Annotated in this window: 25 protein-coding genes; 8 read left to right on the plus strand and 17 right to left on the minus strand. The window is 36.8% G+C overall.

What is annotated here, in order from left to right:
* Positions 1–8: 8 nt before the first annotated feature.
* The 3 genes from parE to SPK86_RS07025 all read right to left on the minus strand — a co-directional run bounded on the left by parE (position 9) and on the right by SPK86_RS07025 (position 4,857).
* Positions 9–1,961: a DNA topoisomerase IV subunit B gene (gene parE / locus SPK86_RS07015; RefSeq protein ID WP_330948985.1), complete on the minus strand. Its 1,953-nt coding sequence runs from the start codon at positions 1,959–1,961 to the stop codon at positions 9–11.
* Positions 1,962–2,263: 302 nt separating this feature from the next.
* Positions 2,264–3,790, minus strand: a complete 1,527-nt coding sequence (locus tag SPK86_RS07020) for an ABC transporter permease/substrate-binding protein (protein ID WP_284140063.1) — start codon at positions 3,788–3,790, stop codon at positions 2,264–2,266.
* 2 nt (positions 3,791–3,792) lie between these two features.
* Positions 3,793–4,857: an ABC transporter ATP-binding protein gene (locus SPK86_RS07025; protein ID WP_284140062.1), complete on the minus strand. Its 1,065-nt coding sequence runs from the start codon at positions 4,855–4,857 to the stop codon at positions 3,793–3,795.
* Between the two features lie 158 nt (positions 4,858–5,015).
* Here SPK86_RS07025 and plsY point away from each other — a divergent pair, with 158 nt between their 5' ends.
* The 4 genes from plsY to SPK86_RS07045 all read left to right on the plus strand — a co-directional run bounded on the left by plsY (position 5,016) and on the right by SPK86_RS07045 (position 7,162).
* Entirely contained in the window at positions 5,016–5,597 is a 582-nt protein-coding gene (plsY, locus tag SPK86_RS07030) for a glycerol-3-phosphate 1-O-acyltransferase PlsY (protein WP_284140061.1), read from the plus strand.
* 83 nt (positions 5,598–5,680) lie between these two features.
* Positions 5,681–6,613 carry a GTP cyclohydrolase FolE2 gene (gene folE2 / locus SPK86_RS07035; RefSeq protein ID WP_284140060.1) on the plus strand — a complete coding sequence of 311 codons (933 nt, stop codon included), beginning with the start codon at positions 5,681–5,683 and terminating at the stop codon, positions 6,611–6,613.
* 14 nt (positions 6,614–6,627) lie between these two features.
* Positions 6,628–6,894, plus strand: coding sequence for a membrane protein insertion efficiency factor YidD (gene yidD / locus SPK86_RS07040; RefSeq protein ID WP_284140059.1), 267 nt, complete (start codon positions 6,628–6,630; stop codon positions 6,892–6,894).
* On the plus strand, positions 6,878–7,162 hold the full coding sequence (locus SPK86_RS07045) for a HesB/YadR/YfhF family protein (protein ID WP_330948986.1): 285 nt from the start codon (positions 6,878–6,880) through the stop codon (positions 7,160–7,162). Before yidD ends, SPK86_RS07045 begins: the two co-directional genes overlap by 17 nt.
* 20 nt (positions 7,163–7,182) lie before the next feature.
* On the opposite strand, the gene SPK86_RS07050 is transcribed toward SPK86_RS07045, so the two are convergent.
* From SPK86_RS07050 to SPK86_RS07075, 6 genes are all read right to left on the minus strand, one after another.
* A complete protein-coding gene (locus SPK86_RS07050; protein WP_284140057.1) occupies positions 7,183–7,497 on the minus strand; it encodes a hypothetical protein in 315 nt (104 codons plus the stop codon).
* The gene (locus SPK86_RS07055; protein ID WP_330948987.1) at positions 7,497–7,925 is read right to left on the minus strand and encodes an acyl-CoA thioesterase; all 429 of its coding nucleotides are present in this window, start codon (positions 7,923–7,925) and stop codon (positions 7,497–7,499) included. The genes SPK86_RS07050 and SPK86_RS07055 overlap by 1 nt, the downstream gene beginning before the upstream one ends.
* Positions 7,926–8,047: 122 nt before the next feature.
* Entirely contained in the window at positions 8,048–8,281 is a 234-nt protein-coding gene (gene tlp / locus SPK86_RS07060; protein WP_284140055.1) for a small acid-soluble spore protein Tlp, read from the minus strand.
* Positions 8,282–8,416: 135 nt separating this feature from the next.
* Positions 8,417–8,566: an FbpB family small basic protein gene (locus tag SPK86_RS07065; protein WP_284140054.1), complete on the minus strand. Its 150-nt coding sequence runs from the start codon at positions 8,564–8,566 to the stop codon at positions 8,417–8,419.
* A gap of 212 nt (positions 8,567–8,778) precedes the next feature.
* Entirely contained in the window at positions 8,779–11,493 is a 2,715-nt protein-coding gene (acnA, locus tag SPK86_RS07070) for an aconitate hydratase AcnA (protein WP_284140053.1), read from the minus strand.
* Positions 11,494–11,745: 252 nt separating this feature from the next.
* The gene (locus tag SPK86_RS07075) at positions 11,746–12,882 is read right to left on the minus strand and encodes an ATP-binding protein (protein WP_284140052.1); all 1,137 of its coding nucleotides are present in this window, start codon (positions 12,880–12,882) and stop codon (positions 11,746–11,748) included.
* Between the two features lie 297 nt (positions 12,883–13,179).
* On the opposite strand from SPK86_RS07075, the gene SPK86_RS07080 reads away from it, so the two are divergent.
* Entirely contained in the window at positions 13,180–13,656 is a 477-nt protein-coding gene (locus tag SPK86_RS07080; RefSeq protein WP_284140051.1) for a DUF2621 family protein, read from the plus strand.
* 59 nt (positions 13,657–13,715) lie between these two features.
* Here the strand turns inward: SPK86_RS07080 and SPK86_RS07085 are convergent, their stop codons facing one another.
* The 8 genes from SPK86_RS07085 to SPK86_RS07120 all read right to left on the minus strand — a co-directional run bounded on the left by SPK86_RS07085 (position 13,716) and on the right by SPK86_RS07120 (position 19,711).
* Entirely contained in the window at positions 13,716–14,195 is a 480-nt protein-coding gene (locus SPK86_RS07085; RefSeq protein WP_330948988.1) for a CcdC family protein, read from the minus strand.
* Positions 14,196–14,268: 73 nt separating this feature from the next.
* Positions 14,269–14,694, minus strand: a complete 426-nt coding sequence (locus tag SPK86_RS07090) for a Na(+)/H(+) antiporter subunit B (RefSeq protein ID WP_330948989.1) — start codon at positions 14,692–14,694, stop codon at positions 14,269–14,271.
* Positions 14,695–14,759: 65 nt separating this feature from the next.
* Entirely contained in the window at positions 14,760–15,464 is a 705-nt protein-coding gene (locus tag SPK86_RS07095) for a cytochrome c biogenesis CcdA family protein (protein ID WP_330948990.1), read from the minus strand.
* Between the two features lie 175 nt (positions 15,465–15,639).
* Complete coding sequence (locus SPK86_RS07100; protein ID WP_284140047.1) at positions 15,640–15,861, minus strand: YneF family protein; 222 nt, start codon at positions 15,859–15,861, stop codon at positions 15,640–15,642.
* A gap of 45 nt (positions 15,862–15,906) precedes the next feature.
* Positions 15,907–16,353: a sporulation inhibitor of replication protein SirA gene (gene sirA, locus SPK86_RS07105; RefSeq protein WP_284140046.1), complete on the minus strand. Its 447-nt coding sequence runs from the start codon at positions 16,351–16,353 to the stop codon at positions 15,907–15,909.
* Positions 16,354–16,554: 201 nt separating this feature from the next.
* A complete protein-coding gene (gene tkt, locus SPK86_RS07110) occupies positions 16,555–18,558 on the minus strand; it encodes a transketolase (protein WP_330948991.1) in 2,004 nt (667 codons plus the stop codon).
* 154 nt (positions 18,559–18,712) lie between these two features.
* Positions 18,713–18,946 carry a DUF896 domain-containing protein gene (locus SPK86_RS07115; protein WP_284140044.1) on the minus strand — a complete coding sequence of 78 codons (234 nt, stop codon included), beginning with the start codon at positions 18,944–18,946 and terminating at the stop codon, positions 18,713–18,715.
* Between the two features lie 126 nt (positions 18,947–19,072).
* On the minus strand, positions 19,073–19,711 hold the full coding sequence (locus SPK86_RS07120) for a YneB family resolvase-like protein (RefSeq protein ID WP_284140043.1): 639 nt from the start codon (positions 19,709–19,711) through the stop codon (positions 19,073–19,075).
* A 274-nt stretch (positions 19,712–19,985) separates the two neighbouring features.
* On the opposite strand from SPK86_RS07120, the gene lexA reads away from it, so the two are divergent.
* The 3 genes from lexA (at position 19,986) to SPK86_RS07135 (ending at position 21,840) form a co-directional block, all read left to right on the plus strand.
* Positions 19,986–20,609, plus strand: coding sequence for a transcriptional repressor LexA (lexA, locus tag SPK86_RS07125; RefSeq protein WP_284140042.1), 624 nt, complete (start codon positions 19,986–19,988; stop codon positions 20,607–20,609).
* 183 nt (positions 20,610–20,792) lie between these two features.
* Positions 20,793–21,521: a polysaccharide deacetylase family protein gene (locus SPK86_RS07130; protein WP_284140041.1), complete on the plus strand. Its 729-nt coding sequence runs from the start codon at positions 20,793–20,795 to the stop codon at positions 21,519–21,521.
* 28 nt (positions 21,522–21,549) lie between these two features.
* Positions 21,550–21,840 (plus strand): hypothetical protein, encoded by a 291-nt coding sequence (locus SPK86_RS07135; protein WP_284140040.1) that lies wholly within the window; start codon positions 21,550–21,552, stop codon positions 21,838–21,840.
* The last annotated feature ends 126 nt before the right edge of the window (positions 21,841–21,966 follow it).

The raw sequence follows: 21,966 nt of genomic DNA on the forward strand, positions 1-21,966 counted from the left end.
AATTGCGATTATGAATGGATTTTTTCATTTTCTAAAATATTGGAATCCTCTTCCATACCAAACGCAACATTTTGTTCTATCCAGTTTCGTCTTGGTTCTACTTTGTCACCCATTAATGTTGTCACTCTACGCTCAGCTCTCGCTAAATCTTCTATAGTGACACGAATTAATGTTCTTGTTTCAGGGTTCATCGTTGTTTCCCATAATTGATCTGCGTTCATTTCACCAAGACCTTTATATCGTTGAACGATATAACCAGACTTAAACTGCTTTATCGCAGCTTGTAATTCATGCTCTTCCCAGGCATAGATAATCTGTTCTTTTTTTCCATTTCCTTTGGAAATTTTGTATAAAGGCGGGAGCGCAATGTACACTTTTCCTGCGTCCACTAGTGGACGCATGTAACGATAAAAGAATGTTAGCAATAACACTTGAATATGTGCGCCATCTGTATCCGCATCTGTCATTATTATAATTTTATCATATTGCACGTCTTCTAAATCAAAATCGCCACCAACACCTGCACCAATCGTATGGATAATAGTAGATATTTCTTCATTTTTAAAAACGTCTTGTAGCTTTGCTTTTTCCGTATTTATTACTTTTCCTCGCAACGGAAGTACAGCTTGAAACTTTCGATCTCGACCTTGCTTTGCAGAGCCACCTGCTGAATCACCCTCAACAAGGTATAATTCATTTCGTTGTGGATTACGTGATTGAGCTGGAGTTAATTTTCCACTTAGTAACGTATCTTTTCTACGTTTTTTCTTTCCTGTTCTTGCTTCTTCGCGTGCTTTGCGAGCAGCTTCACGTGCTTCCTTCGCTTTGATTGCTTTTTTAATCAACAAACCCGCAATATCCGCATTCTCTTCTAAAAAGTAAGTTAACTTTTCCGAAACCACATTATCTACAGCAGAACGTGCTTCGGAAGTACCTAATTTACTCTTTGTTTGCCCCTCGAATTGAAGTAATTCTTCTGGGATTCGAACTGAAACAATCGCTGTTAGTCCTTCTCGAATATCTGTACCTTCAAGATTTTTTTCTTTTTCCTTTAATAATGCGTTCTTTCTTGCGTAATCATTAAACGTTCGTGTTATCGCAGTACGTGCACCAGATTCATGTGTTCCGCCATCTCTTGTGCGCACATGGTTAACGAACGACAGCATGCTTTCCGCATAACCATCATTAAACTGAAATGCAAAATCTACCTCAATATCATGAAATGCACCCTCAAAGGATATCACTTCATGTAAGCTATCCTTTTCTGCGTTTAAATATTGAACAAATGCCTTTAATCCTTCTGGATAATAAAACTGTTCTTTTTTGTCAACACGTTCATCCGTAAATTCAATCGTAAGGCCTTTTAATAAAAACGCTGCTTCTAGAAGTCGTTCAGAAATTATTTCAGCATCAAAGACCGTAGTAGAAAAAATAGATTCATCTGGCTTAAAGGAAATAATGGACCCAGATTTCCGCGTTTTCCCTTTCCGTATTGGGGCTGCGGTTGGCTTTCCACCATTCTCAAAACGTTGAAAATAAATTTCTCCATCACGAAAAGTGGTAACTTCTAGCCATTCGGAAAGTGCATTCACAACAGATGCACCAACACCATGCAGTCCACCACTTGTTTTGTATCCTCCTTGCCCAAATTTACCACCAGCATGAAGAATGGTGAATATGACCTCCATCGTTGGTCGTCCTGTTTTATGCATACCGGCTGGTATCCCTCTACCACTATCTTCAACGGAAATGCTATTATCCTTATGTATTGTTACTTTAATCGTATCTCCATACCCTGCTAATGCTTCGTCAACTGCATTATCTACAATTTCAAATACAAGATGATGTAATCCACGATGATCCGTACTTCCTATATACATACCTGGACGTTTACGAACTGCATCTAGTCCCTCTAGTACTTGAATGGAATCATCAGAGTATTGTACTGGTTTTTTTGCCAATCGTGATCGGCTCCCTTCATTCTAAAAAAAATAATAAACGATAAAATATAAACTATCATGCCCATATCATTCCGTACGCATACGAGTGTACATGTCTATTAGTATACTATAACTGAATTCAGCTTGTATAGAAAGTTTACATGAACGTACTTAGCGTTACTTGCTTTTCAAGTCATTTTCAATAAAATAAGTGACTTATAAAAAAAGACAAAGAAGAGAAGCTCTTCCCCTTCTCTCCTTTAGTGTACAGCTGTTGACTTGTGTTACTTGTAGTAATAGAAGTTTATTATATACTATCTTATTTACTTTTGAATAAGCTGTTGATCAACTAAAAATTGATAAGCAACATCTTCTGGAGACTTATCCTCATAATCAACCTGGTAATTCATTTCCCGCATTTGTTCATCGGATATCATTCCACCTAGCTGATTTAACAATGGTTTTAGCTTGGGATATTTTTCAAGGGTAGACGCGCGCATTAAAGGTGCCCCTTGATATGGTGGAAATAAATGCTTCGGGTCAGCTAACGTAGTTAAATTCATCTCTACCATATAGCTATCTGTAGCATAAGCGTCAATAATGTCGACCTCTCCATTTGCAAGAGCTTCTTGTCTAATGCCCGGTTCCATCGTTTTAATCGAACCAATGTCTAAATTATAAACATCTTGCATCCCAACATAGCCATCCGAACGATCCTTGAATTCTAATGTGAATCCAGCCGTAATGGAATCTTGCACTCTTTTTAGATCCGCTATTTCTTCAAGCTGATTCTCTTCGGCGAATGCTTTTGTTAAACCGATCGCATACGTATTATTAAATTTCATCGGTTCTAGTAGAACCATATTATATTTCTTTTTCATACCTTCTCTTGCTTGCTCGTATACTTCACGCGCCTCATTACTCACTGCACTCTCTTCTAAATGGGTAACAATTGCTGTGCCTGTAAATTCAGGATAGATATCGATACTTCCTTCTTTTAACGCCGAAAAAACAAAAGCAGTCTTCCCTAATCCAGGCTTAAGCGCAACATCTAGATCTGTTTCTTCTTCAATAAGTAGCTTATACATATTGATTAATATTGCTGGTTCTGTACCAAGCTTTGCTCCTATGACAAGATCTGCTCGTTTATTCGCTTGAAAAATAAATGGTAGTGAAATGATAAGCACGGTAATAACGATCATTGCGATGAAAGACTGAAACCCCGCCTTTCTTGATACGTGTTCAAAACCTCGCAATACGAGATCGAGTAATATTGCAAGTAATGCTGCCGGTATTGCTCCTAATAAAATTAAATTAATATCTGCTCCACGATCTAGTCCGAGTAATATCAATTCGCCTAACCCACCAGCACCAATTAACGCTGCAATCGTTGTTGTTCCAACGATCAGCACCATAGAAGTACGGATACCAGCCATAATGACCGGCATTGCAATTGGTAGTTCTATCTTTAGAAGCCGTTTATAGGAATTCATTCCCATTCCCTTCGCAGCTTCCTTTAAAGCAGGATTCACTTCACATATTCCAGTGTAAGTATTCCTTAATACTGGCAGTAAGCCATAAGCTGATAATGCGATAACAGCAGGTACTTTGCCTATTCCAAAAAAAGGAATAAGGAAGGCTAATACGGCTAAGCTTGGAATTGTCTGCATAATCGCCGACATTCCAATAATCGGTTCTGCGATCCGCTTGAAGCGAGTTAGAACTAATCCCAATGGTACCGCAATTAAAATAGCGATAACAAGTGACAATAGTGAGATTTGCAAATGCTCCCAAGTCGTTTCGAATAAAACGTCTTTTCTTTGGAGGAAAACGGAGATAAAATCGCTCATTTTTATATCCCCCTTGCTGTCGCAGTGGAATTTTCATATAAAAAGTGAATCATATCTTCGTAGCTTATTGTTCCTATTAGCCTACCATGTTGAACTACCGGATACACATCAAGCACATTATTTTTCATATGTTTCATTGCTGCGGATAGAGAAAGCTCATTTGACAGTACTGGAACAGAAATCCAGCCTCCGTTTCTCCATGCACCTACATATCTTCCGTCATCGTTCATTACATAAAAAACTTGATTAGATTCCTCATTTTTCTCTATTAAATTATGCTCTTGCACGATGCGTGAACTTTTATTTTGCTGCATAATAACATCGATTGCGGTATTCCACGGAGATTTTCGTTCTCCAATAAAACTTTCAACAAATGACGTTTCTGGATGTAGGATAAGTTGTTGAGGTTGATCGACCTGAATGATTTTTCCATTTCGCATGAAACAAACACGATCACCAAGTGCCAGTGCCTCATCCATATCATGCGTAACAAAAACAATCGTCTTTTTTATTTCTTTTTGCAACGATCGAATATCCTTTTGAAGTTGCTCTCTACTGATTGGATCTAATGCACTAAACGGTTCGTCCATTAAAATAATATCTGGGTCTGCTGCTAACGCTCGTATCACGCCAATTCGTTGTTGTTGTCCTCCTGACAATTCACTTGGCATTCGTTTCTGATACTTTTCAGGCTCTAGTCCTACCATGTCTAATAATTCCATTGCTCGCTTCTGCTGTGCTTTCCGCTTCCACTTTTTCATGTCTGGAACAACAGAAATATTTTCCTCAATCGTCATATGTGGAAATAAAGCAATTTCTTGCAAGACATAACCAATATTCCATCTTAATTCATGAATATTATATTGCCGAATATCTTGGTTATTAATAAGTATGGAGCCTGATGTCGGTTCAATCAAGCGATTAATCATCTTCATAGTTGTTGTTTTTCCGCACCCACTAGGGCCTATTAAAGTCATCATTTCGCCTTTTTTAATTGTTAATGAAAAATTATCCATTGCCTTCGTTCCATCTGCATATACTTTATTAACCTGTTTAAATTCGATCATCTCATCCCTTCCTTTCTAAAAAGCTTCATTCGATCCGCAGGCCCTTATTTACGGAATATTATAACAAAACTTTTATGTTCTTTCATAGCAAGTTCATGATAAAATAAGAAAGAATCGTTTTCTAGATTAGGAATATTGAAGGAAAGTAGGTATGGAAGATGGAGTATATTATTTTTGCAATTATTGCTTATTTACTAGGTTCGATTCCATCTGCTCTTATTGTAGGGAAGGTTGGTTTCAATATAGACGTTCGGAAACATGGAAGTGGGAATTTAGGAGCCACAAATACGTTTCGAGTATTAGGAGTGAAAGCAGGAATTATTGTAACGCTTGCAGATATTTTCAAGGGAACCATTGCAACTTTAATTCCATTACTCTTTGATGCAGAAGTAAATCGACTTATTATTGGTATTTTTGCTGTATTAGGACATACATATCCACTGTTTGCTAAATTTAAAGGTGGAAAAGCAGCCGCAACTTCAGCTGGCATTGTCCTTGGAGTAAATCCACTGTTATTTGTCATTATGGTTTGCTCTTTTTTAGTTACATTGTACATTTCAAAATACGTATCTCTTTCATCGATGATTACAGGCGTTATTTCTATTTGTGTGACTCTACTTATGAAAGACACGGGTTTATTTATTGTTACCACATTATTAACTGTGTTTGTTTTTTATCGACACCGTGAAAATATAAAACGAATTAAAAATAAAACAGAACCGAAAATTACGTGGATGTGATACAGATTAATTGAATATTCAAGGTTGCTCAAGTATACTTTGAATGAATTCGTCGAAGTGCTAAATAGAAAGGATCTTACAGAATGGATAATACAGAATTAATGGTGCAACGAAAATTGCCTTCAAAAGCAGAAAGACATAAATTATTTGGTTCTGTAAATCCAGGACCGCGAACGAAGCCAGTAGAAAAAGAAAAAATGTCTGATCTACAAAATGTGCAAAAAGATTTTTTATTTGCCATAGATCAGGTTGGGATTGCCAATGTGAATCATCCCATAACTGTAGAAAGTACTATACAACCAACTATACAGACTACGATCGCATCATTTAGTTTAACAACCAGTATCCACCAAGCAAGTAAAGGCACGAACATGAGCCGATTTACAGAACAATTACAGCTTTATCATACAAATGGATTTACAGCAGATATTGCTAACCTAAAACAGTTCACCAAAGAGCTAACAGATCGACTAGAGCAAGAAGATGCACAAGTCGAGCTTTCTTTTCCTTGGTTTTTCGAAAGACAAGCACCGCAATCAGGTTTAGCAGGACTTAATCATGCGGACGTGACACTATCTGTTTCGTATAATAAGCAAACTGGCTTTTCTATCAAAGGTTCACTCGAAGTATTGGTTACAACACTTTGTCCGTGCTCTAAAGAAATCAGTGAATACAGTGCCCATAACCAACGCGGACGCGTATTTATGGAAGCGACATTTAATGAATATATCGATGAGGCAAAGATTGATTGGAAGGAACAATTATTAGAAGCAGCAGAAAGTAATGCTAGTTCTAGACTGCATCCTGTTCTAAAACGACCAGATGAGAAAATGGTAACGGAACACGCTTATGAAAATCCGCGATTTGTTGAGGATATGGTACGTTTAGTGGCTGCAGATTTATATGAAATGCCATTTATACAAAAATTTAAAGTTTCCTGTCGTAATGAAGAGTCGATTCACATGCATGATGCAATTGCTTCGTTAACTTTTGACAAGAACGAATTTAATTTATAAGGATCGGAAATAACATGAAATATTTATTTATCGGCCTAATTAAATTTTACCAGAAAGCAATCAGTCCTTTTAAACCACCAACCTGCCGTTTTTACCCGAGTTGTTCTGCATACGGGCTGGAAGCTTTCCGCAGATTTGGTGTACTCAAGGGTGGATACTTGACGATTAAACGAATAAGTAAATGCCATCCTTTTCATCCTGGAGGAGTTGACCTAGTACCTCCCCCTAAAAATAAAAAGAATGTTCGAACAGGAGATGAGCGCAATGAAACTACGAATTGATGAAGCTGCTACGACATGGTATAAAAATACTTTCGAGCCTAGTTCTCCCATTGCTTTACGCTTTTATGTTCGATATGGCTTTGGCGGCCATATTCCTGGGTTTTCTTTAGCAATAAAAATGGCAACCCCAGAAAATCCAATTGCTACTGCTGAAAAAGGTGATATGCTGTTTTTTGTTGAGGAAAGTGATGCCTGGTACTTTGAAGAAAAAGATTTGCATATAAAACTAGATGAAAACCTTCAAGAGCCAACATTTTTATATGAATAACGAACACCCTCACACAGGAGCTATGTGTGAGGGTTCATAATTTGGAAACGCGTTAATTGTTCCCATTGCTTCTCTTGAGTTAAAATCTCCTTTTGATAATCCCCTAACAAATCAAAATGTGGATACTTGCTATTATTATGAATCCACTCTGCCCGCAGGTTATATTTTTCACCCCATGCAATCAATGCATCAATATCAGTACAACCAACCTTTGTCACTGTCGTAAAGTCTGGAAATCTTTCATCCTGCCAGTAATGTGTCAGAAATGCAATGTTTCCGTTTTCGATGCGTTGCTTCCAAGCTTCTAGTTCTTTACGATTAATGCCAAAAGCCATCAGCTATTCGCTTCCATCTGTTTTTTATATGCTTCATGCCACTCTGGAAAAGCCTTTCTCATAGAGAGTGGTCGAAATGAATCTTTTTTTACGATAACGTGCTCAGTAGAACCTGTTACAGCAATAACACCATCATTTCCTATAACTTGATAACCATAAATCGTTCGTATCCCATCATAATGTGCTAACCACGTTTCCACGGATACGGTATCTCCGTAGCGAATGGGATGTTTATAGGAGATATGTACATCTGTTACTGGTGAAACAATATTGTTCTTCTCCATTTCGATATATTGAAAACCTAATGCGTCAATAAATTTCGTTCGCCCAATTTCAAACCAAATTAAATAATTCGCGTGATATACTACTCCCATCTGATCGGTCTCTTGATATCGAACCTCAATCGGTGTGTTTACTTTTTGATTCATTCTCTCTTTACCCTCCTCAAGCTCAACTATCATTCTAACACACCACGATGTGTTTTTGCTTAAGGAATTAGAATGGCCACGCCATCGCCTAAAGGAGCGTGGCGTGGCGTGGCCATTCTAAGCTATTCGTTATGTTGCTGCGCGGCTTCATCCTTTATTTCTGCACGCATTCCTTCAATCGATTCTTCTCTTCGTTTATTTTTTGCTTTTATTTGTTCACGACCTTCTTCTGATGTGAATTCCATCGTTTCTTCTGCTTTCTCCATATTTTGAATCGTATCCTCTACCATTTCTTGAAGCTTTTCTACATTATCACTGCGATCATCAGGTTTAGGCGTATATTTATTATCCGTCATAGTCATTCTCCTTTGTTTATTGTAATCGAGATCAGCTTTAGTTTTTTCGTTTACATACTTTCTATACAAAATAATGGCAAATAAAAATCCCTTATTTCATTCATCGAGATGGAGAATGGCATAAGGGGCAAGTTTTTACGCTTCCTTATCGGTGATATTTAGTGAATCCTGAATTCTTTGTTCGATGTTTTCTTCAATCCGATCCATAATTTCTTTATCTTTTAATATTTGCTGACGATTTGCTTTGACTAAATCATCAAAGCTTAATTTTCTCTTAAGTGACATGACAATACACCCTTTCATTGATTGTTATGAAGAAGTATTGCCATGCTCTCAACAATTTATAATAAATAATGCGAAAATTAATTTTTTTATCCTAGCAGGTTAGTTCGTCCTTTTTTAAAACCACAATTCTTTTGGAAATAATGTCGCATCGCTCAAGTTAAAGTAAAAAAAACTCCTACACCGAAGTGTAAGAGTTTTCAAGTCTATAACTTTTATGCGTTTCGTAGTTTATCACGAAGTACCATTTGCAGGATTCCTCCATGACGGTAATAATCAATTTCAACTTCACTATCAAAGCGTGCAATTGCTTTAAACTTCGTTTCTTTACCAGCTTCATCTACAGCAGTAACAGAAACAAGATCATGTGGCTTCACGCTTTCATCAACCTCTACCGTAAAGCTTTCTTTTCCTGTTAATCCGAGCTTATCGGCATTTTGACCTTTTTCAAACTGAAGTGGAAGCACACCCATCATAACTAAATTGGAACGATGAATACGTTCAAAGCTTTCCGCAATAACTGTCTTAATACCAAGAAGGTTTGTGCCTTTTGCTGCCCAGTCACGCGATGATCCCATTCCATAATCCTTCCCAGCAATGACCATTAAGCCAGTTTGATCTGCTTGATACTTCATTGCAGCATCATAAATCGGCATAATTTCTCCAGTTGGCCAATATGTCGTATAGCCTCCCTCAGTTCCAGGAGCTAAGAGATTACGAATACGAATATTTGCAAACGTTCCGCGCATCATCACTTCATGGTTCCCACGGCGTGAACCATAGGAATTAAAGTTTCGTGGTGAAACCCCTTTTTCCTGCAAGTATTTTCCAGCAGGCATATCTTTTGCAATCGCCCCAGCAGGAGAAATATGGTCAGTTGTTACCGAATCACCAAATTTTCCAATTGCTCGGAGTTGATGCAATGTTTCTACCTTACCTGCATCTTTCGCTAGGCCTTCAAAGAATGGTGGATTCTGAATATACGTAGAGTCTCCATCCCATTCAAATAGTGGCTCGTCTGTTGTTTCAATTTCATTCCACTTTTCATTTGATTGGAATACATTTTCGTACTCTTTACGGAATATTTCAGGATTAACTACCTTTTGAATCTCTGCTTTAATTTCTTCCATTGATGGCCATATATCATTTAAGAAGATCGGCTTGCCATTTTCATCTTTTCCTAGTGCATCTTTTGTTAAATCGATATCAACTGATCCTGCTAATGCATACGCAACTACTAATGGTGGTGAAGCAAGATAGTTTGCTTTAACAAGTGGGTGGATACGTCCTTCAAAGTTTCTATTACCTGAGAGTACTGAAGCAACTGTTAAATCATTTTCAGCAATCGCCTTTTCAATTTCAGGACGTAAAGGACCTGAGTTTCCAATACATGTTGTACATCCATAACCAACTAGATTAAAGCCTAATTTATCTAGATAAGGCATTAATCCTGCATCTTCTAAATAACGTGTAACAACTTTTGAACCTGGAGCCAATGACGTTTTTACATATTCAGGTACTGTCAATCCTTTTTCAATTGCTTTTTTTGCAAGCAATCCAGCTCCAAGCATTACATAAGGGTTTGATGTATTTGTACAGGATGTGATTGCCGCAATAGCTAATGATCCTGTTTTCATCACAGATGTTTTACCATTTGGATGCGCAATCGTTACTTCTTTATTGAACTCTGACTTATCTAAACCAAAGCCTTGGTTTCCTGATGGAGCAGTAATCGCTTTATTAAATTCCTTTTTCATGTTTGATAAAGCAATTAAATCCTGTGGACGTTTTGGTCCAGATAGATTCGGCTCCAATTGAGAAAGATCTATTTCGACAACTTCTGTATATGCTGGATCTGGTTGATCTGGTGCGTACCATAAATTATTTTCCTTACAATACGTCTCAACCAACTTAATTTGTGCTTCATCTCTTCCTGTTAGACGAAGATAGTTTAGAGACTCTTCATCTACAGGGAAAAAGCCACAAGTTGCCCCATATTCAGGAGCCATATTCGAAATTGTAGCACGGTCTGCGAGCGGCATATCCTGTAACCCTGGTCCAAAATATTCCACAAATTTACCTACTACATTTTTTTCACGCAATACTTGTGTTACTTTTAATGCAAGGTCCGTTGCCGTTGTTCCTTGTGGAAAGCTACCAGTAAATTTCACACCAATTACTTCTGGTGCTGGGAAGTATGAAGGCTGCCCTAGCATACCTGCTTCTGCTTCAATTCCACCGACTCCCCAACCAAGCACTCCTAATCCGTTAATCATTGTGGTATGCGAGTCCGTTCCGACAAGTGTATCAGGAAATGCATCATATTCGCCATTGTCATTTTCGATTCCATGAACAACGTTCGCAATATACTCTAAGTTCACTTGGTGTACAATTCCAGTCGCAGGCGGTACAGCGCGATAATTTTCAAACGCTTTTTGCGCCCAATGTAAAAACTCATATCTTTCTCCATTGCGCTCAAACTCTAGATCCATATTTGCTTTTAATGCGGTTGGTGTTCCATATTGATCCACTTGTACAGAATGATCAATAACCAAATCAACCGGAACCTCTGGATTAATCTTGTTTGGCTCACCACCTAAATCAACCATCGCCTTACGTAGTGATGCAAGGTCGACAACAGCTGGCACTCCAGTAAAGTCCTGTAAAATAACACGAGAAGGTTTAAATGGTACATCGACACCTTTTCCTTCAGCAGTTCCCCATTTTGCTAATCCTTTTACATGCTCATCCTTAATCACTTTTCCGTCATACTGACGGAGAATAGATTCAAGCAGCACACGTACCGAAAAAGGCAGACGTGTAATTTCCCCAAAGCCAGCACTCTCTAACGCTTTTAGTTGATAGTAGTTGTAAGTTCTACCATCTAATGTGAATTGTTTTTTTGCATGAAACTTATTTTGTTCTCCCATATAGGTTTCCCCTTTCCATCTTGCTTTTTCATAGCTCGAGATAGAATGTAGCTCAACCATCTGCTACTGATAAACATTTATTATCTCCCGAGTGTGAGAATTAAAAATATAATGGCGCTAAACCCTTTCGTTCTCTATATTAAATGAAAAACAAGCATAAAACAAATGTTTCATGCTTGTTACTATATAGTAAAATCTTATGAAGAATGATAATAATTACTTATACAATTGTTTGCTTTATTAAACTTAAATTTATATTCCTTGTAATTCAGTAAATGTAATTCGAAATGTACTACCTTTATCCTCGTTTTGCATAATATTTAATGTAGCATCATGTCGTTCTAATATTTGCTTCGTAATCATTAAACCTAATCCTGTTCCGGTTTTCTTTGTCGTGAAAAACGGCTCACCAAGCTTGTGAATAATCTTCTCATCTATTCCTGGACCTTCATCAATGACATCGATTTGAAGATAGGATCCGTTGCGACGCATGATCACATTGATTTTTCCGCTTTCTTCCATTGCTTCAATCGCATTTTTGACGATATTAATTAATACTTGCTTTATTTGCGAACGATCACAATAAACCGAGCAATCTTCTTCTTTATCGAATATAATCATTATATTTTTTAATTTTGCTTGTGGTTTCAATAATTCAATTACATCCTCAATCATTTGCTCAACCGATTCTTGCTGCTTATAATCCGTCAAAGGCTTGGAAATAAACAGCAATTCGGAAGTGATTGTTTCCATCTTTTCTATTTCATCAATCATAATCTTATAATAAACGTCCTTCCGCTTTACACCTGCCTCAAGAAGCTGTAAAAATCCTTTTAGAGATGTTAGCGGATTACGGATTTCATGTGCGATTCCTGCTGCTAACTGCCCAGCAATTGACATCTTCTCAGACCGAATCATCATTTCCTCTGCTTCTTTTTTATCGGTAATGTCACGTATAATCGAGATAAAATAGCCTGCTTCATTGTTGTTATCCAAAAGCTTTGCAATTTTACATTCACACCATATATAGCGTTCATCATAATTTTTAACTTGAATATTAAAAATGTTTTCTTTATCCACGGTTTGATCTAGATTGTTTTTAATATATGTAATATCTTCGGGTGCGACAAAATCTAACCATTGAACTCCTTTTAGCTCGGAAAGCTTGTAGCCTAACGCATGTTCAATTGAATTCGAAATATAAAGCAGGTTCCCTTCTAAATCCCAAAGTGAAACAACATCATTGCTTTTTTGTTCAATCCAATTCAACATAAACGATGGAAGTGAAGCCAAGCTTTTTATCGGGCTATTGTCGTGGGTTGTTTCCATAATGGCGGGATTAGCAAGATATTCGCCATTTTTGTCATATTTGTTCGAATTATTCACCATCACATTCGCCCCTTTTATACAAAATCCAACAATCAAGATCGCTCGCTTAATCTATTATATGTCCTACCCTAAGTAAATATGAAACTTGTTTCTATGTAGCAATCCACTTATAATAATACTAGCATATAATGTAAATTGATGTTACATCATTTACCAATTTAAATATACCATTAGAAGTGATTTTATGATATAAAAGTTACCATATTTTTTATTTTTTTCTATGGTATGCTTAATAAGCTAGATTCATTTTTTCTCTATTGGCAAGGTATTGATAGTATATAATATGAAGGTGATAAAATGTCAATATTTGTAGATTATTTCATTATTTTGTGGGGATTTTTCCTTATAGGTTCGATGGCAATCGGCGGCTATTTTATGTTTCGAAAATTTCTTAAACAGCTACCAAAAGATGATGGCAAAAGTGTAATGGATTGGGAAAATTACTATTTCGATAAAACAAAGCATATGTGGCAAGAAAAAGAAAAAGCACTCTTAGAAGAATTAGTTGCGCCAGTACCAGAATTGTTTAGAGATGTAGCACGTCATAAAATTGCAAGTAAAATCGGAGAAATTGCCTTGCAACGAAACAACATACATATAACCGAAGATATTGTGATTGAAGGCTATATTATTGCTACCCCAAAACGTGATCACAAATTCCTTCGTAAAAAGCTAAAGGAAAAAAACATTAATATTGCTGATTACGAGCATCTCTTTCAATTATCAAAATCAAACTACCGTGATAACTGGCAAAAGCAATACAATCGAAAATAGTTATAAAGCTAGTTGCTTGAAACGTACTAATAGTAAAAAAAAATGCGCCGACTTTATTTTTACAGCGCATTTTTTGTATGTAATTGATTTTCTAGCTTTTTAAATTTATAAAGCATCGCAATACGCCAAGACAGAATCATACCAAAAGCAAGCAAGAAAAACATACCGCTCGTCTCTCCTAGAGAAATCGTCTTGCCAAGATAAAGCTTTAATACGATACGAACTACTAATAATCCAAATAAGATAAAGATAAATGATTTAGATGGAATTAAATAAATCGCATTTCCCCTTATCTCGAATTTAGACGATTTTATCAAGAAAAAAGAAAAAACAACGCCTACAGACATCGCTTCTATCACTTGTAGTAGACTAACCTGAAACGGTGGAAATACAAACATGAGAGCCCCTGTACTCATGAATAACGGAGGAAGTAATATTTTTTTTACCGATGCTGGTTTTTTGGCAGCTTTTAAACGAACAAAAATCATCGTCACAGCCATAAATGCTGCCGCAATTGTACTAGCTATGAGCCAAAACATAGATTATCACTTCTTTCTAAAAGTCCAGGAATGCACCCATTTTCGGATTCATTCCTGGACCTCCCCCTATTAATTATTGATCGTTGGCGATATTTAATATAATCGTAATTGTTACGCCAAGAACTGTGAGATAAACCCCTATATCAAAAAGCATCGCGGTCGCAAGCTCAATTTTCCCGAATATCGGTACATTAAAGTAACCAAATGTATGAGAGAGAAATGGCACATCAAATACAAAAGAACCTAAGCCCGTACCCACAGCTATTAACAGGCCTATTGGAATTACTGTTCGAAAATTAACAGGTATTATTTTCGCGATTGTTTCCATCCCATACGCCATATACATCAGGATTACTGCTGCAGAAGTAACTAGCCCACCAACAAATCCACCACCAGGAGAATTATGTCCAGCTAATAATAAATACACAGCAAATCCAAGTAATATAAACGCAATAAGGGATGTGGTTGTACGTAAAATTAAATCATTCGGTTTGTACATAAGTAAGTTCCCCTTTTACCAATTCAATTATTTAATATGATAATACAAAGCGATTGGAGATTCTACTAAAAACCACTCCAACCAAACCAGCTTGCCAAAAATGAAGTTAGCTTTGTCGTCCAATTAAAAAAGAGTGCAATTCCCATAAAGATCATGAAATATCCACCAATTTTGACTAGCAGTGCACTATGGCGTTTAATCCACGACAGCTTGCCAACGAAAAAGGAAAGCACGAAAAACGGAATCGAAAAACCTAACACATAACTGATCATCATTACCATTCCGACTTGTGGATCTGACGCGGCAAGCGAAAATACAACCATCAAGATCGGTCCTGTGCATGGCTGCCAGCCTAATGAAAATGCTAACCCAATAATATACGATCCAATGTATCCAGATGGACGATTTCGAAAGGTAACTCGTTTATCCTTCATCAAAAAATTAAAATTAAAGATCCCCACAATCACTAAGCCAAAGAAGATAATTAAAATACCGCCGATTTGGCGAATCAATTCATTATATGTAGTTAAAAAAGTCGCAAAAAAAGTGGAAGAATATCCAATGATGATAAAAATACTTGAAAATCCAAGTAAAAAGAAGATGGTATGTAGCATACTCTTTTTATTAAATCCTTTTTGATCCTGCTGCAGCTCATTCACACTCATACCTGTTATGTAGGATAAAAAAGCAGGGAACAATGGTAATACACAAGGTGAGATAAATGATAGAAAACCTGCTCCAAACGCAATAAAAATATTAATTTCTGACATGCTAACCCCTCCCAATCCATTAACCTTCATTCTAACAAAAATGTGTGAGATAAAAAGAATTAGATTTTGACAATATTGCAACAATTAAAGCACAGAAATCAAAAAACCCTATACTTCTATTTTGTACAGGGCATTTGCAAATGGAAATTACCTCATAATAGAGATGATTGCATGATTATTTATCCATTTGAGTATTCATTGCACGCATCATTTGATTGATTTTTTTCTGGGATGGTTTTTGTCCCATTTGCATCATTAATGTGCGAAGCATTTGCTCATTAATTGGTGGATTCTTTTTCATATAGCTCATCATATATTTTCTCGCAATAAAAAAACCCAGAGCAACACCAGCAATTAATGCTCCAATTGCTATTAATACTACCCATATAGTTCCCATGTAAAGCTTTCCTCCTTCGTGTTGTCTCTTATACAGTATAGTAAATCAGAGATAGGAATACAATACTTCTTCCGCAATATGTTTTGAATTAAGTAATGATGGAGAAATCCATCCATAACGAACCGGATTGTTCCCTATTACAAATAAATAGGGATGTACTTGTCGTAAAAACGGAAACAACATATTTTCAGCTTCATGTATTGTTTGACATTGAAATTTTATCTGTTTTTTGCGCATATGTAAAGTAAGACATCGTGAATCGGTGGAAAGCTGATGTGCGTTGCTTCGCTTTTGCACTTCTATATTATCTCTTAAATGAGAAAGAATAAGATCTGCATCGAATTCATTCGTTATAAATTCATATTGAAGCGCATAATCCTCTCTCTCCTTATCTTGTTCATAAGCTTTAAGAAAGCGATATAACAAGTCACTTTTATAAAAATAGTGAACAGCAAATTCTTCTTTAATCCAATAAATTGAATAGCTTTGCATCCAGCATTTCCTCCTATATGCGTATTTATGTCTATTATAAGCATGTCTAACAGGAAAAAATGTCATACTGTGTTAAAAAACAACACTAGTTTTGTCAAAAGCTTGATTAAATAGAGCATTTATACGTTATAAAGGAACGAATAATACGAAGAAAGCACCCCTATCGTATTCAATACAATAGAGATGCTTTTGCTATCTATGTTATTTCAATAAACGTTCTACATTTTGCACAACATTTTCTACAGAGAATCCATATTCCTTCATTACTTTATCGCCATTTGCAGAGGCACCAAACGTATCAATGCCTAGTACGATTCCTTCATCACCGGTATAACGCTCCCAACCGAAAGAAGCACCCATTTCAATGGCAACACGTTTTTTAACACTTTTCGGTAGAACTGAATGCTTATACGTTTCATCTTGCTCATTGAAACGATCCCATGATGGCATGCTCACGACGCGAACATCAATTTCCTTCGCTGCTAATTGCTCCTGCGCTTTAATTGCAAGCTGCACTTCGGATCCTGTTGCGAGTAATAACGCATCTGGCGTTTCTTTCTTACTATCAGAAACGATATAAGCGCCTTTTTTAACGCCTTCATATGCATGCTCTTTAGTTCCTGCTAACGTTGGCAAATCTTGTCTTGTTAACACAAGGGCAGTTGGCTTGTTTTTAGACTCTAATGCTAAACGCCAAGCTGCTTGTGTTTCATTTGCATCTGCTGGACGAATAAGCGACACATTCGGCATTGCTCTTAGAGCTGCTAAATGCTCAACCGGTTCGTGTGTAGGACCGTCCTCTCCAACCGCGATGGAGTCGTGTGTGAACACGTACGTAACAGGTGTATTCATAATGGCAGACAAACGAACTGCTGGTCGTAAGTAATCACTAAATACGAAGAATGTACCACCGTAGACCTTTAAGCCTCCATGAAGTGCCATTCCATTTAAAGCAGCTCCCATTGCATGCTCACGAACACCAAACCAAATGTTTCTACCAGCATAATTGTTGCGTGAAAAATCAGCTTCATCGTTCATCATTGTTTTGTTAGAGCCCGCTAAATCTGCACTTCCTCCAAAGAAGAACGGTACATGCTTCGCAATGGCATTTAACACTTTTCCTGACGATGCCCTTGTAGCCAATGTATCTTTTCCTGATTCAAAGGATGGCAGCTCTTTTTCCCAACCTGCTGGAAGTTCACCTTTAATGGCTAACTCCAATTCCTTTGCTTCTGTCGGATATTTTTCTTTATATGCATCAAAAAGAGAATTCCAAGCGTTTTCTGCTTCTGCTCCTGGGTTCACAATTTTATCGCGAAAATCATGATAAACTTCTTCTGGAACATGAAATTCTTCATGTGCCCAATTATAATATTCTTTTGTTAGTTTTACTTCATCTCCCCCTAATGGAGAACCATGAGAAGCAGCTGAAGCAGATTTATTTGGTGAACCGTATCCAATTACTGTTTTAATTTCAATCAATGTTGGCTGCGCTGTATTTTCCTTTGCAGCTTTTATTGCTTTTCTCAGCTGGGCGATATCATTTCCATCCTCTACACGTAATACCTGCCAGCCGTATGCTTTAAAACGTTCCTCTGTATTATCAGAGAATGATTGATTTAAATCACCATCAAGGGAAATGTCATTTGAATCATACAATGCAATTAATTTTCCTAAACGTAAATGACCTGCTAAAGAAGCGGCTTCATGTGAAATACCTTCCATTAAATCGCCGTCACTTACAAGTGCATATGTAAAGTGATCGATAATGGAAATATCCGTTTTATTATATTTTGCAGCAAGATGTGCCTCAGCCATCGCCATTCCAACAGACATCGCAATCCCTTGTCCTAATGGTCCAGTAGTAGCTTCAACTCCATCTGTATGATGTACTTCGGGATGACCTGGTGTTCTAGACTCCCATTGGCGGAAATTCTTCAAGTCCTCCATTGTCACATCATAGCCTGCTAAGTGTAACAAGCTATACAACAGCATGGAACCATGACCTGCAGACAAAACAAACCGATCTCGGTTAAACCATTTTGAGTTTTTAGGGTTATGCTTCATAAAGTCTGTCCACAACGTATAAGCCATTGGCGCGGCTCCCATTGGAAGACCAGGATGACCGGAATTTGCTTTTTCAATAGCGTCAATTGATAGTGTTCGAATTGTATTAATAGATAGTTGTTCAACATTATTTCCCAAGGTATATACCCCTTTCCGTGTAAAAGCTTCTAGTATCTACTTCATCTTATAACGAAACATAGGACATAACAAGCGAAAACACGATGCAAAAGAATTTGCAGCTCCAAATCGTGTCTTTTTCTTGATAAATTATAAAGAATAAAAAAAGCTTACATCAATTCTTTTTATTTCTCTCCTGTAAATCTCGAACCTTTTGAGGTGTAACATCATTTCCAGCAGGATCAATTACAGTCATTGTTTTAAATTGGTTTTTAAAGGATTTTCGAACATTTTTTAGGTACTCTTGCCTTAATTCCGCTTGTTCCTCTTTTTCGGCATTTGTGAGTCCCTCATTCTTTGCCTTCTTAGCAAGAAAATTGATGCGTTCTAACTTTTGTTTACTTATCATGTGGTCTATCCTCCTGTTAAGGCAGATTGACTCCAACGTTAACATGGGTGGAGTCGTCAAATTTAAAAAAGCACGAACGATAAATATGTTCCTGCTTTTTTATCATAACTTCCTACTTATTTATATTCAAGTTTTTTGAAACTCTTGATATCGGCGATGTACCGTTGCCTTGGAAACATCAAAGCCCATCCCCTGTAATATAGTAGTAATTTCCTCGAAGGTCATCTTTTGTGCTCGTAAACGCACAACTTCTTGAATCGGAAAATCCTTTCTCTCCCGTCCTGGAGCTTGATTCCGATTCGTAAGATTTTTTGCAGGATTAAATCCTTTGTCCATCGCCCTTTTTATGCCACGTTTAATTTTTTCGTTATGAAGCTTTCGTTGATATTCCTCTACAATACCGACGATTTTGAGCACCATAGAATCCGACTCGGAAATTTCCAATTGTCCATCGTGATAAATAGAAAATATTGGTATGTTCAGCTTTTGTAACTGATGAAAAAGTGCAATTTTAGTATTTCCTCTTCCAAGCCTTGTCTCGTCCTGAATCAATAAACAATCTGCTTCTCCATCTGCAAAATCATCAAGCATATCAAAGATGCCATCTCTCCCAATTTCATATCCACTTGCTCGTTCTTCAATAATTCGAACGATTTTAAAGCCTTGCCTTAAAGCAAGCTGCATTAATTCTTCTTTTTGCCTAATTAAAGAACTTTCCTGTGTTTGTTTATCTGTGCTTACTCTACAATATATGATTGCTCGCAATTTAATAATCTCCTAGTTGCATTATGCTGTGATGAGTGAAAAATACAAAAATCCTAACGTTAATCCAAACGTTACGAAATATAGCAAATCAGTTCTTGTCCATTTTCCAAACATATTATCAGCCCTTTCATCAAAATAGAACCTTTGTTCTGTTACTTGTAATTATAAACAGAACATATGGTCTTGTCAATAGATTTTTAGAACGAATGTTTGCATTTTGAGATGTGAAATGGTAAACTATCAATAGTAAATATATGTGCGAGGTGTTCCTTACATGATAAAATTATCAAAAAGACAGCAAGCCATTCTCGACTTTATTAAAAGTGAAGTTCATCTAAAGGGATATCCACCTTCTGTTCGAGAAATTGCCGAAGCTGTTGGCTTAGCATCTAGCTCTACAGTTCATGGGCATTTATCCAGATTAGAAAGTAAAGGATTTATTCGACGAGATCCTACAAAACCAAGAGCAATTGAAATTCTTGATTTTTCTTCAGAACCGAGTATTCCAAAAGAAGATACATTATATGCCCCATTAATTGGAAAAGTAACAGCAGGGATTCCTATTACTGCAGTCGAAAACATTGAAGAGTATATTCCGATTCCACGATCTAGCGCTAGCCCAGAAGATAATATATACGTGCTAGTCATTGATGGTGAAAGTATGATAGAGGCTGGTATTCTTGATGGTGATATGGTAATCGTAAAACAACAAAACACGGCTCAAAATGGAGAAATTGTAGTTGCGATGACAGAGGATGATGAAGCAACGGTGAAACGTTTCTTTAAAGAGAAAAATCACATCCGCCTTCAACCGGAAAACGCAACAATGGAACCACTCATTTATCAAAATGTTTCTATTTTAGGGAAGGTTATTGGACTATATCGAAATATCCATTAATAAAAACGAGTTAGGTATTTTATATACCAGCTCGTTTTTATGTTTGGCTCATTTTAACACTTTATATGATTCTTCACTTACATACTTACCATTTTTATATCCATTTAATTCCTAACATGAAACATTCCTAATTAGCACAATTTAATTGTATGTTCTTATTAAAATGGGCTTAGGAGTGGACAGATGAAAACGTTTATTTACTTCCTTTGTGTTTTAATTATATATATTACCTTTCCTTTTATATCATATGCTGACACAAAGGATCGTTTCGATTATGAAAAAACAGGAAAGGTTTTTTGGGAGGTGGATACCGATGATAAAATTGTGGCGATTACCTTTGATGACGGACCCCACCCTGTATACACACCTCAGATTTTAGATTTACTTAACGAATACAATGCGAAAGCCACATTTTTTGTTACAGGTGAACAAGCAAAGACACACCCGCAACTTATTTATCGTGAGCATATAGAAGGACATGAGGTTGCAAATCATACCTATCATCATCTTTCAATTCCTAAGGATAGCAAAAAATTACAAGACGAATTATATAATACTTCATATACCATACGAGAAATTACTGGTAAAGAACCAGCGCTCTATCGGCCTGTTGGGGGCAATTATAATGACTTAATTATTAACACAGCTATTGATAGTGGTTACTTAGTTGTTTTCTGGTCATGGCACCAGGATCCAGAAGATTGGAAGAAACCCGGTACAGATAAAATTGTAAACCATATTAAGAAAAATATTACTCCTGGTGACATCATTTTATTACATGATTCAGGAGGAGATCGTCGGCAAACGGTCGCAGCATTAGAAAAAGTATTAGCATTTTTTAAAGAAGAGGGGTACGAATGCTTAACTGTGTCTGAAATGCTAAAAAGAACAAATGCGATTCCCTTTGAATAATCAATTAATGAAAAAAGGATGTGGCTTTATGGAGTTTCCTGTTATTCATACAAATATATGGGATGGCCTTATCGCTGTCCCTCTCATCGTGATTATTACACAGCTATTTAAATTTTTCTCTATCCCCCGGCAGTACTTCCCAACTATTGCCGGCGCGCTAGGGTTTATCATTTCCATATTTTTTAGCCACCGACACAACTTATGGGCAGGAATTTTTATGGGCGCGTTTTATGGGGCTGCTGCTGTTGGAACGTATGCTTCATTAAAAACAACATGGCAAGCATTTAAAAGAAAACGAAAGGATAAACATTCATATTAGTATTATTGATATGGATGTAGTTAACAATAAATTGCTACTACGCATAGCGAGATTTGTAAGATACACAAAAAACCCCCAAAGGAAAACAGATTTTGAGTTATCATCTGTCTACCTTCAGAGGAATTT

This window comes from Virgibacillus sp. MG-45 (assembly GCF_036409425.1).
In the GTDB taxonomy this organism is placed as follows: Bacteria; Bacillota; Bacilli; order Bacillales; family Amphibacillaceae; genus LDC-1.